Consider the following 13,550-nt stretch of genomic DNA (forward strand, 5'->3'; position numbering starts at 1 on the left):
ACATGAGCGCACCTTCTTCGCACCTCGCCCCGCATCCGTTCTCCACCGCCACGGGAGCCGACGTGCGCGTCCGCTTCTGCCCGAGTCCCACAGGAACGCCCCACGTGGGCCTCGTGCGCACCGCGCTGTTCAACTGGGCCTACGCGCGGCACACCGGCGGCAAGCTCGTGTTCCGCATCGAGGACACGGATGCGAACCGCGACTCGGAGGAGAGCTACGAGCTCATCATCGAGGCGCTCACCTGGCTCGGCCTCGACTGGGACGAGGGGATCAACGTGGGCGGCCCCCACGCCCCCTACCGCCAGTCGGAGCGCTTCGACATCTACCGCGGCATCGTCGAGCGCCTGCTCGAGTCGGGGCACGTCTACGAGAGCTTCTCCAATGCCGAGGAGATCGACGCGCGCAACGAGGCGGCGGGGCGCGCGAAGCAGCTCGGCTACGACAACTTCGACCGCACTCTGACCGACGAGCAGAAGGAGGCCTTCCGTGCCGAGGGCCGGCAGCCGGCGCTCCGGCTGCGCGTGCCGGACACCGACCTCTCGTTCGACGACCTGGTGCGCGGCGAGATCACCTTCCCGGCAGGCTCGTTCACCGACTTCGTGATCGTGCGGCCCAATGGGCATCCGCTCTACACCCTGGTCAACCCGGTCGACGATGCGCTCATGGGCATCACCCACGTGCTGCGCGGAGAAGACCTGCTGTCGTCGACCCCGCGGCAGATCGCGCTCTACCACGCGCTCATCGACATCGGTGTGACCACGTTCGTGCCGCGCTTCGGGCACCTGCCCTACGTGATGGGCGAGGGCAACAAGAAGCTCTCGAAGCGCGACCCGGAGTCGAATCTCTTCCACCACCGCGACCGCGGCTTCATCCCCGAGGGTCTCGTGAACTACCTGGCGCTGCTCGGCTGGTCGCTCGCGGCCGATCGCGACGTCTTCACGCTCGACGAGATGGTGGCGGCGTTCGACGTGGAGGACGTGCTGCCGAACCCGGCCCGCTTCGACCTCAAGAAGGCCGAGTCGATCGATGGCGACCACATCCGGATGCTGGCCGTGGAGGACTTCGCGGAGCGGCTCGTGCCCTACCTCGAGGCCGCCGGTGTCGTGAGCACGCCGCTGTCTGCGGCCGAGTCGGCCACGCTGGCGGCCGTCGCGCCGCTCGTGCAGACGCGCATGGCGCTGCTCGGCGAGGCGCCGGAGCTCCTGGCGTCGTTCTTCGTGGCGGCCTCCTCGCTCACCTACGCTCCGGATGCCCTCGCCTCGCTCCCCGAGAACGCCGGTCTCGTGCTCGTGGCCGCCATCGGCGGGCTCGAGCTCGTGCCCGAGCCGTCGTGGAACGCCGAGTCCATCCAGGCGGCACTGCAGTCGGCCCTCATCGAGGGCCTGGGGCTGAAGCCCCGCGTGGCCTACGGACCGCTCCGCGTGGCCCTCTCGGGCCGGCGGATCTCGCCGCCGCTGTTCGAGTCGATGGAGATCCTCGGCAAGGCCGAGACCGTCGCACGGCTCGACGCGCTGGTGAAGGCGCTGTGAGCACGGCGGCGGGCGCGCCTGCCGCTCCGGCCGGACCGGTCGGCGGGCACTACGACGTCGTGATCATCGGCGGAGGGCCCGCGGGACTCTCCGCCGGGCTCAACCTCGTGCGGGCGCGCCGTCGGGTGCTCATCCTCGACAGCAACCGCCCCCGCCACTCCGCCACCCTCGTCTCCCATGGTTTCGTCACTCGAGACGGCGTCTCGCCGCTCGAGCTTCGCTCGCTCGGGCGCGAGGAGTTCGCGGGCTACCCCGACGCCGAGTTCCACCAGGGCCTCGTCTCCGCGGTCACCCGGGTCGAGGGCGAGGAGGTCGTCTTCTCCGTCACCTCGCGCGGTGTGCGCGGGTCGGCGGATCGCGACGTCACCGCATCCGTCGTCATCCTGGCCTCGGGCCTCGCCGAGACGCTGCCCGCGCTGCCGAGCATGCGCGCCTACTACGGCACGAGCCTGCACAGCTGCATCGAGTGCGACGGCTTCGAGAAGAGCGACGGCGCGCTGGCGCTCATCGGCGACACCGACGATCTCGCCGAGCGCGCACTGCTCGTCTCCCAGGTCACCGACGACCTGATCGTGTTCACCAACGGCTCCGCGGCGGTCACCGCCGAGGAGGAGGCCGCGCTCGCACGGCGCGGCATCGCGGTGGAGCGCCGCCCCATCGCCGACGTGGTGGGCGATCGCTCGGGCCTCACGGGCGTGCAGCTCGACGACGGCACCCTCGTGCCGCGCACGGGTGGCTTCGTGCGCCCCCACTGGTCGGTGCCGCTCGACTTCGCCGCCTCCCTGGGGCTCGACCGCGACCCCGACGGACACATCCTCGTGGCCGATCGCGGCGCCACCTCGGTGCCCGGCGTCTACGCGATCGGCGACCTCACGGCCCCCGGCCCCCAGCAGCTCATCGTGGCGGCCGGTGCCGGAGCCCGCACGGCCGCCGCCGTCAACCGCCACCTCCTCGGACCCCTCTAGCCGGCCCCACCCAACCGCCGCCGGTTCGGGCGGACGGGCGGCGGAGGGTCAGGAGTCGGAGCGCACGCGGCGGAGCCAGGCACGGCGGCCCTGGAGGAAAGGCTCCACGTCGGTGACGCGGTCGAGCGCGATGGCGTCGGGCGAGACGCCGCGGGCCTCGACCGCGAGCGTGCGCCCGCCGACGGTGGTGGCGGCCCACCAGCGGTCGCCGCGCTCCCACAGCTCGAACGGGTGCTCGAGGCCGCCGAGCGCGAGCGGCACGATCGAGTCGGGGAGGCCTTCGGCGGGAGAGAGAACGCGGTACTGCGATCCGCCGTCCACCCGCTCCGCGCGACGCCGGAGCCGTTCCACCACCGAGCGGCTGTCGCCCTCGCGCCAGTGCACGTGCACCTCGAAGGCGTCCTCACCCCGGCCGGTGCCCACAGGAGGGGCCCGGTCGGGGTCGCGCTCCTCCGGAGAGTCCTTCGGCGGCAGCTCGTGTGCGAACGACAGCACGCGCGTGTGCCCCGAGTAGTCCCAATCGGTCACCATCGCGAACCCCGGCCACTCCACGAGCCCGAAGGCGCCGGCGGGCTCGAACGACGCTCGCAGGCGCTCATCCGTCTCATCCACCCGATTCCAGAACTCGTCCGGAGTGAGGTGTCGGGGCCCTGCCTGCATGCCTCCAGTCTGGCATCCGGGCCAGGCGACCAGGGGGTCACGACCCGCCGTGGCGACCGGTTGCGAGAATAGGGGAGTGAACGAGAACAGCAGGCCCCGCCGACCGGATGTCACGCAGACCGAGATGGTCGGCGGCATCGAAGCACTCGAGGTCTCGCTGCACGACGCCGACGAGCGCTGGGCCGAGGCCTACGTCGAGCACCGGCAGCGCATCAGGGAGGCCCTCGCCGACCTGGGCGAGGAGTTCGGCATCGAGCACATCGGCTCGACCGCGGTGCCGGGACTGGCGGCCAAGCCCATCGTCGACATCGTGGTCACGGTGCCCGACATCACGGCCGAGGAGGACTACCTCGGCCAGCTGATCGCCGCCGGCTACGAGCTGAGGGTGCGGGAGCCCGGTCACCGGCTCGTGCGCACCCCGGCGCGCGACGTGCACGTGCACCTCTACGAGCACGAGCACCCGGCGGTGGCCGACTACCTGCTCCTCCGCGATCAGCTGCGTGCGGATGCCGCCGACCGCGCCCTCTACGAGAACACGAAGCGCGCGCTCCTCGAGCGCCGCTGGGACGACACGAACGCCTACGCGGAGGCCAAGACCGCCGTCATCCGGCAGATCAAGGTGCGCGCACGAGCCCGGCAGGCAGGCTAGGCCCGGGGCGGATCTCCGGCCGTGGCGTAGCGGCGGCCGACGGCGAACCAGACGATCGAGCCCAGGAGCGGCAGGATCAGCACGACCAGCACCCAGGTCACGCGCTCGCCGGTCGACGCCCGCGGGGCGCGGACGATGCTGACCAGTGCCGCGATGAACAGCACGACGGCGGCGAGCCAGATCAGCAGGAGGACGACGTGCCAGGGCTCGAATGAGGCGAACATCACCCCATCATGCCCCGATCAGGGGCCATCGGGGGCACCCCGCGCCCGCTAGGGTCGCACTATGGCACCGGCCGACCTCTTCAACCTGCAGGACACCGTCGAAGGCGCAGGCCTCTGGGGTCTCGCCATCGTGTGCGTCATCATCTTCGCCGAGACGGGCCTGCTCATCGGCTTCTTCCTCCCGGGTGACACGCTCCTGTTCTTCACCGGGCTGCTCACCTACACGGGCGCCATCCCGCTCCCGCTCGCCGTGGTCATCCTGGCCGTCTTCGCCGCCGCCTTCCTCGGCGACCAACTCGGCTTCGTCATCGGCCGCCGGGCGGGCCCGGCCATCTTCGAGCGCCGCGATTCCGGTTTCTTCAGCCGCAAGAACGTCGACCGCACCCAGGCCTTCTTCGACCGCTTCGGCGGCTGGGCCGTCACGATCGCCCGCTTCGTCGGCGTCGTGCGCACCTTCGCTCCGGTGGCCGCCGGCGTCGGCCGCATGAAGTACTCGCACTTCGTGGGCTTCAACGCCCTCGGGGCCGCCATCTGGTCGGCGGCGCTGATCGGTGTCGGCTACGCCCTCGGCTCCATCCCCGAGGTCGCCGAGGTCGTGCAGCAGTACATGGAGTGGGTGCTCATCGGCATCGTCGTGCTCACGGTCGGATCGGCGCTCATCGCCTTCCTGCGGCAGCGTGCTCGGGCCCGCCGCGAGAAGGTGACCTCGGCCTGAGGTCTGGCTACAGCAGTCGCAGCTTCTTCACGAGGGAGTCCACTGTGGCGCGCGGCCCCACGATGCTGAGCGCGAGGCACTCGAGCCCGGCTCCGGGGGTCATTGCGAGTTCGCTCAGGTACTCGTCGTAGACGCGCGTCGTCTGTCCAGCGAGCGGCATGTCGGCCAGCCACACGCCGGAATCCTCCGCGATCGACTGCACCACCTTGGCCCGGGTGTTCGCGAGCCGTTCGGCCGAGGCGCCCAGCACGGTGCACCCGGCCCAGGCGAGCCCCGGATGCGCGACCCCGTCGGCGTCGACCGCATCCGGACCCTGCAGCCCGGCCACGACCGATCCGGTCGCCGCCGCCACGCACGCGACGGCGTTGGCGGCGCGACCGGCCGGGAGGTCGCTGTCGACCACGATCACCCACTTGAGGCGGGAGGCGCGGGTCGACTCGCCCGTGACGATCTCGTCGGGGGAGTAAGCGGGAACGGATGCTGCTGATGCGGTGTTCGAATTCACACCGTGATGCTATGCAGGAGTTCGATCGGTCTACAATCGATCCGTACTTAATCCGGGAACGGGAGGTGAGCGGCGTGCTCGACGAACTAGATACGGCCATCGTGCGCGAACTGCAGGCGGATGCGCGCCGCACCAACCGCGACATCGCCGCGGCGGTCGGCGTTTCACCGACCACAGCTCTCGACCGCACGCGGGGCCTCCGTGAGCGGGGAGTCATCCGCGGTGCCGCGCTGGATCTCGACCTGGCTGCCATCGGGCGCCCGGTGCAGGCGATGATCGCCGTGCGCATCCGCCCGCCGTCGCGCCGCAACATCGAGGGGTTCCGCAACTGGGTGAGCGCGCTGCCCGACACCCTCGGCGTCTTCGTGACGAGCGGCACGGAGGACTTCCTCATCCACGTCGCAGTGCCCGACAACGAGAGCCTCTACGCCTTCGTCATCGACCGCCTGACCGAGCGGCCGGAGGTGGCCGACGTGCGCACCTCCGTGGTCTACGAGCACCTTCGGAACCCGCGCATCCGCCCGGTCTGAGGTGCGGCGCGCGGTGCCGGATTCCCTGGTCGCGTTGCGCTCCGGATGCGACGATGGGCACCGCTGCGACGACGCAAGCACCCACCCACCCACCACCAGAGGAGCAACATGACGGATGCCACCCCCACCCTGCCTCCCACGGGTCGTCGTGAGACCCGTGGCCTCGACACGGCACTCGTCTTCAATCGTGACTTCGCCGCCACTCCCGCCGAGGTCTGGGCGGCCCTCACGGAGCCGGCCCTGCTCGAGCGCTGGATCGGCACGTTGAGCGGTGATCCGCTGGCGGGCACCGTCGTGTTCCGCATGACGGCCGAGGGTGAGGACGTGCCGGAGGAGCCCGTCACGATCACCGACTGCGCGCCTCGGGAGCGCCTGGCGCTGCAGCTCGGTGTCGGCGACGGCGCAGCCGACCCCTGGCGCCTCGAAATCGACCTCGCCGCGCACGACGCGGGCACCGGCCCCGTGGGCACCACCCTCACCTTCGCCCAGCTCCTGACCGACCCCTCCGGCGTCGGCGACATCGCCCCGGGCTGGGAGTACTACCTCGACCGCCTCGCCGCGGTCCTCCGCGGTGCAGATGTGGAGGCGGTCCGCTTCGAGCACTACCACCCCGGCCAGAGCGAGCACTACCGAGCGATGTTCTCCTGATCAGGTGTTCTCCTGCAGTCCACACACACGGTGCCGCCGTTTTGGAATCGGCGCGGCGGATGCGCTAAAGTAAACAGTCGGCTCGGCCAGTGGTTGAGACGGTGGGGTATGGTGTAATTGGCAACACGGCTGATTCTGGTTCAGTTGTTCTTGGTTCGAGTCCAGGTACCCCAGCGAGCAAGGCCCGGATTTCCGGGCCATTTGCATTTCCAGCAGCAGGCTGTAGCGACGTGGTCTAGGTAAACGCTCGATCTATTTCGGGGAGAGACTCTCAGTTGGATCGTGTCGCAAATGAGGCTTTCTAGTCGATCGTGGTGAGACGTTTCAAAACGCTTGGGTTGCGAGACGCAACATCCCGCCCGTTCAGGGCACCCGTGCGGGCAAAGAATGCGGGCGGGGTAAACGGGCATCCCAGTAACGGCGGGGCCGGTGCAGTAAACGACACCAACCGCCGCTCGTTTCTCGACCGGCTTGCGGGCGTTAGCGGAAAGCCGAGCTACTCGTACATCCGCCCCAGCGTGCCGCTCCTCCTAGTGTCTGAGCGAGGAGGGAGAATGCGTCCATGAGCTATAGGACGGCAGACGGTGCCAGCTATGAGGGTCGCGACGCATTGGGCAATGAGAAATTCAGTGTGTCTATCCCATACGACGAGCACGGCTTTTTTGGCCGTGAGTGCCCCGCCTGCCATCAGGTGTTCCGGATGAACGGCGAGGATTACGACGCGCTTCCAGATGACCTTGTGCTGATCTGCCCCTACTGCGGGCACGACGAAGAGCACAGCGAGTTCATGACGGCTCAGCAACGGGACCGGGCTTTGCAGGTTGCCCAGGACGCGGCCATGCAACTCGTGTCCGACATGCTCGACAAGAGCTTCCGTTCGATGGCGCGTTCAACCAGGAACAATCATTTCGTCAAGGTCTCATACCGGTCGAAGCCGTTCTATCCGCAACCCCTGCCTGGCATCAATGAGGAGAGGCTCGTCCGAGAACGGACCTGCACCGCTTGCGGTGTGCGCTACGCGATCTTCGGCGAGCACCGCTTCTGTCCGGTAAGTGGAGCACTTGATGCAGCTGAGATTGCTCGCGATGCCCTGGCCGCGGAGACCGCGAAACTAACCGCTCTCAGCGACATCCCGGATGCCCAAAGAGCAGTACTTCGCGAGCAGGGTGTCTTCGATCGCATTGCAGTCGACACTCTTGGTCGGGTCGTCGGAATCGTGGAAGCGCTCGCATCAGCGGAGTTCGCCAGTCGGGCACAGGGTGCCGACACGATCGTGCGGGGGCGGGGCAACGTGTTCCAGCGCCTGGACGACCTCGCGCAAGTTTTTGCCGACCATTTGGGCGTCGATCCACGCTCGTTACCCGAAGTCGACTGGGCGGCACTACATCGACTTTGGGCAGCCCGCCACGCGCATGTCCATGCAGACGGTCGTGTAGACGCCAAGTACCTGCGATCTGTCCCAACTTCGTCACTGAAACTCGGGCAGCGAGTAGTTGTGTCCGAGCGGGACGCCCGAATTGCCATCGAGCAGGCCACAGCCCTCTGTGACGCCTTGGTTGTCAGCTGACAGGTTGTCACGCATAGCGTGCCGATAACCACCTGCTGCGGCTTGCCGCTTCAGCAGGCAGGAACCTCCGTCCTGGCGGCCCCGACATCGATCCCTCAGCGGGCACATGGTGCTGACGTGGCTGACCGGCAGAAGTAGTTAGACAGGTCCGATGAATCGCACGCCGACGCTCGAGGCGACAACCTGAATGTCTCCGAAGTCTCCCGCAAGGCGATAATTGTCGTCCTGAAAAGTGAACTCGTCCATCGCACCCCAATCGTGCTCGCCGTCGGCATTTATTGCCGGTGGAACGCCTTGACCGTTCCAGGTCAGCGAAGTGACCCCTCTGAATTCGATGACACCGCGGCGATAGTAAGTGACTTCTCCCTCCCGTGGTGGGCGCAGGTTTGGATGATCCCTTGCGAATGAGAGGTCGATTTCTACCTGGAGGATGTTCGGCTTGGCGACAATACCAAGCACGCAGCTGTACTCCAGAACGTAGTGCTGCAGAGCAGGCAGCGTTGTGTAGTCAGGCACACGTCGAGACTAGCGATGACCAATCAGGAGTGAGACAGAGAACGCTTGAACCGCACGTATCCTCTCCCAGCGAGATGGCCTTGGTATTACGGCCGGCCGGAGCGCTCGAATAGCGATCATCCTTCGCTCACGACGACCAGCTCGGTGTCACGATGTGTGACGCGGTCTGAGAGCCTGGGTGCATCCTCATACTTCAGTTAGGAGCGAAATTGGCGTCAAGGAGATTTCTGGCCGTCGCAGCTGTCCTTGCACTCCTGCTCAGCGGCTGCACCAGAGAAAGCGCTTCGGATCCGATACACACACCATCTGTTCTGACGGGCACGTGGGTCGCAACTGGGCCCAATGGACAAGAGGCCACACTCGAATTACGCGCCGACCGCTCGGCGAGCTTCACGGGCATACCAGTTCAAATGGTGCTCGGGAGGTTATCTGTTCATTCAGGTGAGCCACTTGACTGGGCCGACGTCGTTGACCGGGACGGAACTTGGAGTGCCCAGGCAAACAATGCCTACCGGTACTTATCGTTCCGGTTCTCCCCGGCGGTGGAGGAAGAGACGACCATGTTGCTGAGTCTGGAGCGCGACCAATCGGCGTGGAACCTTTACTACAAGCTCGACGGCGACGAAGGACCCCGGCTGGACTTCGAGAGAAGCGCCACTGAGAGTGGTCAGCAGCACGACTTTCCCGCTGACCGATAGGTGCCAACTGAGCGATCATCCTCCGTCTCGCGAGACCATCCCTCAGCGGGCGCTTCTCATGCCGGCTTCATTCGACCGGCCAAATCCGGTCCGCGAGCACGTCGGGATCCCTACTGAATCGACCACGCACGAGTACGCGCTGAGCCTCGCGCCACGGTACGACCACACTCGTCCGCCGGTGAAGAGTTCCAGCTTCGGCGTCTGCAAAAACCGCAGCGTCGTAAGGATCCACCTCAGAAAAGAGTCGTACGAAGATCATTCGTCTTGATGCGTCTGCCTGTTCGAGCTCGATCCAGCTATTTCCTGGGTAGTCATCCACGTCGAAGTCGAACTTAGGAAAAGGGAGTGCTTTGGCGAATCTCGGATCTGCCGAGACTGCATTCGTCACAACGTTAGAGAAGAGCGCTTCGGCGATTGCTTCCCAACCGTCGTGGGCATCTTCGTCGTGCCAGCTGAGACCGGCGCGCTCGACAATCGGCCCCAGCGCTATGAGTGAGTCTCGATATACCGCGAGGAGGTCGCGCAGCTCGTAGCTTCGCGGCGAAGAAGGCACCTGGTCATCGGTACTCACATAGTCCCCCTCGGCCCCGTCATCGGTTCCCTACGAAAACGTTAGGCCAATCCCCGGTCGAAAATGCGCCGCGTTCCTCGTCCCTCCCCGCGGGGCGGCGTATTCGTGCACGTTGATCGATCCCCAGTGGGGCTTCGAGGTCTCGATCGAGCAGGGGCCCGCGTTACCACCGGGGCGCGTAATCTCGGAAATTGCTGCCCTGTCTATCGGTCACCGCAACGCGTCCACTCCGCCGCGGTGCCTTCGTGAAGCGCTGAGCAGCGACGGGTGGGCACTTTGATGGAACCGGATAACGGTTCCCACTGATGGTTGGTCAGATTGGCACTCGCGCCAGGCGCTGTGTTGGCAAAGCATGAGGGGTCCGAACTGGGCTGCTGGACCGCTGGTCTACGACGCGCTCGTGGTGCGGCGGCTCTCCGCGTCGCGGCCGGAAAAGTTACGGCTGGCCGACATCTCCGCTGGCTTGAACGCCATCATGCGACGCATCTATTTCCGCTGAGGGCTCTCGACCGAACTGACGCCGGCGATTCGGCGCATCTCCTCGCGCACCTTGGGGGACGCGATTGGCCTACCTAGGTCCGGGTGCAGTGGGATCGATGGTTCCAACTCCGCAGCGACGGCCAAGGAGTCCGAGGCAAAAGACTCTGCGCCGACGTCTCCGAGGGCTTCGGCTACTCGGGCCTGCGCGACCAGATACCTGAGCACCGAATCCCGGAACATTCTCATCCGAGATATTTCTGGCTTCACCGCATCGAGGAGAGTCTTCGCCTCCTGCATGTCGGCCCGATGGCCTTTGGCGATCAGGATCCCTGCCAGCAGCACCTCGGTCATTCCCGTGGTTCCCGAACGCCCCGTCACGCTCTCTGCGATGAGCTGTAGAACTTGTCGGAGGTAATTCGCCGCCTGGTCCGGATCGCCAGCATCCGCGAAGGTGATCCCGAGTTGCTCGGTTGCTGAGAGCACCTGCAGCCGATCGCCGCTGTAGTCAGCAATTACCCGCTTGAAGAGTTCCTGCCCCGCAACGCGCGTGGCTTCTTCGTCCTGGCGCACGAGATGCACGGCCTGAATGCGTACATATTGCGCTCGGTTCCACGGGCGTGCGCGGGCCAGTTTCGACTCAAACTCATGCGAGACGGCGACGACAGAGCGGTGGGTTCAGGTACGAAGCGGGCCTAAAGGCACCAAGATTACGAATGGTGGTTACAAGGCACCAGGACAAAGGAGACAGTAGGACGATGTTTCGGCGGCACACCCAATCCGAAGTCTGGCGAGCGTCCATTGGCCTGATTAGGGACCATTGTGAGCGGGGGCCCGACTTGTACTTCCTGCTTACCAATCTAGAGTTCCGAGAGACCGCGGAACTCGTAGATCCGGCCCTCTGGATGGACTGGGTCGATCAGCTATTTCTTGCTCAAGGCGCGACGTTTGATCCCCCTAAAGATCCGTCTAGTTTGTGGGGGTTGTACCGCATTCGCGTTCCAGATGGCGGCCACGTGGACGTTGAGGTGCGAAACAGCGCGGTAAGCCTTTGGCCCGATTGGCTTGATTCGGGGCCGAAGGACGGGCTTAGCGAAGTTCAAGCGTTGCAATCGCTCCTTGAGCTGCTTAGTCAATACTCGCTGGCTGGAATAACGGATATCGAAATCATCCTCAAGGAGCTTGAAAGCGGCAAGAACCGGTTCAATTGGCTCGCATCGTGCGTTCGACTACTGGCGATGTCAGCCACGGAGCCGGCGTTCGCGAGGCTATCTCGCCCGAATCCGCGATGACAGCGAGGGGCCAACACTCGTGACCAGCCTGATTGACCCGATGCGTCAGATCGTTGACCTCGCCGCTCCGCAACTGAAGGCTTTAGGATTCAGAAAGCGGCGACATTCGTTCAACCGCTCAGTAGGTGATGGAATCACCCACGTCTTGAACTTTCAGATGGGGTCTTCGAACCCGCCGGGCACGGTCGAGATTCCAGGCCTGCGCCCCAACTTGCAGGGACGGTTCACGGTGAACGTTGGAGTTCACTCTCCGTCGATGCCGCGCCAGCGATATCGACAGCTCACTTGGATCAACGAATACAATTGTCAACTGCGAAAGCGGCTCGGTTTCCTGCTTCCTGAGCAGGACGATGTCTGGTGGCATCTTGATCATCCCGACGCAGGGGTGGACGCGATCCGTGCGGTCATCGATGTCGGAGTGCCGTGGTTGGATCGGTTTCAGTCGAGCGAGAGCATATGGTCTGCATTCGAAGCCGAGGGGTCGGAATCGATCGGAATGTCTCGGGCCGGCGCTCTCGATATTGCCGATCTCTACAGCGCGCACGGGCACCCCGAAGATGCCCGACGAGTACTCAATTCCTATGCTCGAAAAAGCCACAACTCACATCACGTCGATTACCTGGTGAAGCATCTCGAAGACCGTGGCTTCCATGACCTATCAGCACTGGTCCAATCGAGCCCGCCCAGCTCTTAGCTTGTGAAAAGCGGAACAGTCTTAGTCAAGCGTTCGTATAGGGATCGGCTAACGGGCAGCTGCAACAATGCAATCTTCCAGCGCTCGGACAAGGCCTCCCGCGGGATGCCTTTTTTGCTGCCTCGGGCCCCTTCGTGCGGGTGTATCACCGGTGATACACTCAGGGCATGTCGTCGGTCAGTGTGAGAGACCTCCGCAACCGTGGAGGAGACGTCCTGGCGCGCGTGGCGCGCGGGGAAGCGCTCGTCGTGACGAACGACGGGGCCGAGGTCGCCGAGCTGCGGCCGCTGCCCCGACAATCCCTGTCCACGCGGCAGCTGATCGAGAGGCGCCTCCACCTTCCCCTCGTCGATCCCGAGGCCCTCCGCGCCGATCTCGACGAGCTCCTGGACTCGTCGCTGTGATGGTGCCGCCGCGGGGTCTGCTCGACACCTCCACCGTGATCCTGCTCGGGCGGATCGACGATCCCGACGCGCTGCCCGATGAGCTGCTGATCAGCACCGTGACGATCGCCGAACTCAGTGTGGGGCCGCTGGTGGCCTCCGACGACAGCGTTCGTGCGGCGCGGCAGGCACACCTGCAGCAGGCTGAGGCCGACTTCGAGCCGCTGCCCTTCGACGGTGCGTCCGCGCGCGCTTTCGGACAGGTGGCAGCGGCGCTCCGACGCGCAGGCCGCAAGCCGGCGGCGCGCGCGTACGACGCGCTGATCGCCGCGATCGCCCTCGCGAACGACCTGCCGGTGGTGACCGCGAACCCGAGGGACTTCGCAGGCATCCCCGACTTGACCGTGGTCGAGGTTCAGGTTCGTCACTGACGAGGCGCTGCTCAGTCCGTCAGCTCGAGTTCGAGGATCTGGAAGCCCTCGGCCGGCAGCTCGCAGGCCGCGTCGATCTCGCGAACGACCCGGTTGAACTCGGTGACGTCACCGAACGGCGATCCGGGCAGGGCGGTCCGAGCCTCGGCGATGAGAGGTGTGAGGTCGTCCCCCGCCATCTCCTCGGTGTCCGCAAGGCTCGCTCGGGCCTCATCCCACGAGGTCGTCGCCTCGGCGGACGGGTCGAGACGGTTGATGCTCAGCTTCTGGGTGATCGCCGCGAAGTGCGGGCACGCCCACTCGTCGTCCGGGAGCTCTTCGCTCGCGCACCCCGCCAGGCCGAGGACCGTCGCGGCCACCACCGCCACCGTCAGGATCTGTCGTGGAGCCCGTGTCCTCATCGCATCCACCCCGTCCGGTCGTCCCGCTGACCCTATCCGACCCGTGGGCTCTGCGCGTCCACGACGACCGGTGCGGCTCTGCATGAGGGCGCACG

The 13,550-nt window shown here is 65.9% G+C and carries 17 protein-coding genes and 1 tRNA gene; 11 read left to right on the plus strand and 7 right to left on the minus strand.

Translation table 11 applies throughout. From position 1 onward, the window contains the following. The first annotated feature begins 2 nt into the window (after positions 1-2). Positions 3-1,529, plus strand: a complete 1,527-nt coding sequence (gene gltX, locus N1028_RS07990) for a glutamate--tRNA ligase (RefSeq protein ID WP_259526421.1) — start codon at positions 3-5, stop codon at positions 1,527-1,529. Beyond that, a complete protein-coding gene (locus N1028_RS07995; RefSeq protein ID WP_259526422.1) occupies positions 1,526-2,494 on the plus strand; it encodes an NAD(P)/FAD-dependent oxidoreductase in 969 nt (322 codons plus the stop codon). Before gltX ends, N1028_RS07995 begins: the two co-directional genes overlap by 4 nt. 48 nt (positions 2,495-2,542) lie before the next feature. Here the strand turns inward: N1028_RS07995 and N1028_RS08000 are convergent, their stop codons facing one another. Continuing rightward, positions 2,543-3,154 (minus strand): hypothetical protein, encoded by a 612-nt coding sequence (locus N1028_RS08000; protein WP_259526423.1) that lies wholly within the window; start codon positions 3,152-3,154, stop codon positions 2,543-2,545. A gap of 76 nt (positions 3,155-3,230) precedes the next feature. Here N1028_RS08000 and N1028_RS08005 point away from each other — a divergent pair, with 76 nt between their 5' ends. After that, complete coding sequence (locus tag N1028_RS08005; protein ID WP_259526424.1) at positions 3,231-3,803, plus strand: GrpB family protein; 573 nt, start codon at positions 3,231-3,233, stop codon at positions 3,801-3,803. Here the strand turns inward: N1028_RS08005 and N1028_RS08010 are convergent. Further along, on the minus strand, positions 3,800-4,027 hold the full coding sequence (locus N1028_RS08010) for a PLDc N-terminal domain-containing protein (protein WP_259526425.1): 228 nt from the start codon (positions 4,025-4,027) through the stop codon (positions 3,800-3,802). The genes N1028_RS08005 and N1028_RS08010 overlap by 4 nt on opposite strands. A gap of 61 nt (positions 4,028-4,088) precedes the next feature. Between N1028_RS08010 and N1028_RS08015 the strand changes: the two genes are divergently transcribed. Then, positions 4,089-4,742, plus strand: coding sequence for a DedA family protein (locus N1028_RS08015; RefSeq protein ID WP_259526426.1), 654 nt, complete (start codon positions 4,089-4,091; stop codon positions 4,740-4,742). Positions 4,743-4,749: 7 nt separating this feature from the next. Here N1028_RS08015 and N1028_RS08020 read toward each other — a convergent pair whose 3' ends face one another. After that, a complete protein-coding gene (locus N1028_RS08020) occupies positions 4,750-5,247 on the minus strand; it encodes a DUF2000 domain-containing protein (protein WP_259526427.1) in 498 nt (165 codons plus the stop codon). A gap of 11 nt (positions 5,248-5,258) precedes the next feature. Here N1028_RS08020 and N1028_RS08025 point away from each other — a divergent pair, with 11 nt between their 5' ends. The 4 genes from N1028_RS08025 to N1028_RS08040 all read left to right on the plus strand — a co-directional run bounded on the left by N1028_RS08025 (position 5,259) and on the right by N1028_RS08040 (position 7,992). Further along, positions 5,259-5,777: an Lrp/AsnC family transcriptional regulator gene (locus N1028_RS08025; RefSeq protein ID WP_259526428.1), complete on the plus strand. Its 519-nt coding sequence runs from the start codon at positions 5,259-5,261 to the stop codon at positions 5,775-5,777. A gap of 108 nt (positions 5,778-5,885) precedes the next feature. After that, positions 5,886-6,425: an SRPBCC domain-containing protein gene (locus tag N1028_RS08030; protein WP_259526429.1), complete on the plus strand. Its 540-nt coding sequence runs from the start codon at positions 5,886-5,888 to the stop codon at positions 6,423-6,425. Positions 6,426-6,527: 102 nt separating this feature from the next. Continuing rightward, positions 6,528-6,599 (plus strand) — tRNA-Gln (locus N1028_RS08035). A 388-nt stretch (positions 6,600-6,987) separates the two neighbouring features. Beyond that, the gene (locus N1028_RS08040; protein ID WP_259526431.1) at positions 6,988-7,992 is read left to right on the plus strand and encodes a hypothetical protein; all 1,005 of its coding nucleotides are present in this window, start codon (positions 6,988-6,990) and stop codon (positions 7,990-7,992) included. A 138-nt stretch (positions 7,993-8,130) separates the two neighbouring features. On the opposite strand, the gene N1028_RS08045 is transcribed toward N1028_RS08040, so the two are convergent. From N1028_RS08045 to N1028_RS08055, 3 genes are all read right to left on the minus strand, one after another. Next, on the minus strand, positions 8,131-8,508 hold the full coding sequence (locus N1028_RS08045) for a hypothetical protein (RefSeq protein ID WP_259526432.1): 378 nt from the start codon (positions 8,506-8,508) through the stop codon (positions 8,131-8,133). 765 nt (positions 8,509-9,273) lie between these two features. Then, positions 9,274-9,777 carry a hypothetical protein gene (locus N1028_RS08050; RefSeq protein WP_259526433.1) on the minus strand — a complete coding sequence of 168 codons (504 nt, stop codon included), beginning with the start codon at positions 9,775-9,777 and terminating at the stop codon, positions 9,274-9,276. A 486-nt stretch (positions 9,778-10,263) separates the two neighbouring features. Then, positions 10,264-10,836, minus strand: coding sequence for a hypothetical protein (locus tag N1028_RS08055; protein ID WP_259526435.1), 573 nt, complete (start codon positions 10,834-10,836; stop codon positions 10,264-10,266). Positions 10,837-11,565: 729 nt separating this feature from the next. Here N1028_RS08055 and N1028_RS08060 point away from each other — a divergent pair. The 3 genes from N1028_RS08060 to N1028_RS08070 all read left to right on the plus strand — a co-directional run bounded on the left by N1028_RS08060 (position 11,566) and on the right by N1028_RS08070 (position 13,054). Further along, positions 11,566-12,240, plus strand: a complete 675-nt coding sequence (locus N1028_RS08060; RefSeq protein WP_259526437.1) for a DUF4304 domain-containing protein — start codon at positions 11,566-11,568, stop codon at positions 12,238-12,240. 167 nt (positions 12,241-12,407) lie between these two features. Continuing rightward, positions 12,408-12,644, plus strand: coding sequence for a type II toxin-antitoxin system Phd/YefM family antitoxin (locus tag N1028_RS08065; protein WP_259526438.1), 237 nt, complete (start codon positions 12,408-12,410; stop codon positions 12,642-12,644). Beyond that, on the plus strand, positions 12,644-13,054 hold the full coding sequence (locus tag N1028_RS08070; protein WP_259526578.1) for a type II toxin-antitoxin system VapC family toxin: 411 nt from the start codon (positions 12,644-12,646) through the stop codon (positions 13,052-13,054). The genes N1028_RS08065 and N1028_RS08070 overlap by 1 nt, the downstream gene beginning before the upstream one ends. Positions 13,055-13,065: 11 nt before the next feature. Here the strand turns inward: N1028_RS08070 and N1028_RS08075 are convergent, their stop codons facing one another. Then, positions 13,066-13,455: a hypothetical protein gene (locus N1028_RS08075; RefSeq protein ID WP_259526439.1), complete on the minus strand. Its 390-nt coding sequence runs from the start codon at positions 13,453-13,455 to the stop codon at positions 13,066-13,068. Between the last annotated feature and the right edge of the window lie 95 nt (positions 13,456-13,550).

Origin of the sequence: Herbiconiux oxytropis (genome assembly GCF_024979315.1) — a bacterium.
Taxonomy (GTDB): Bacteria; Actinomycetota; Actinomycetes; order Actinomycetales; family Microbacteriaceae; genus Herbiconiux; species Herbiconiux oxytropis.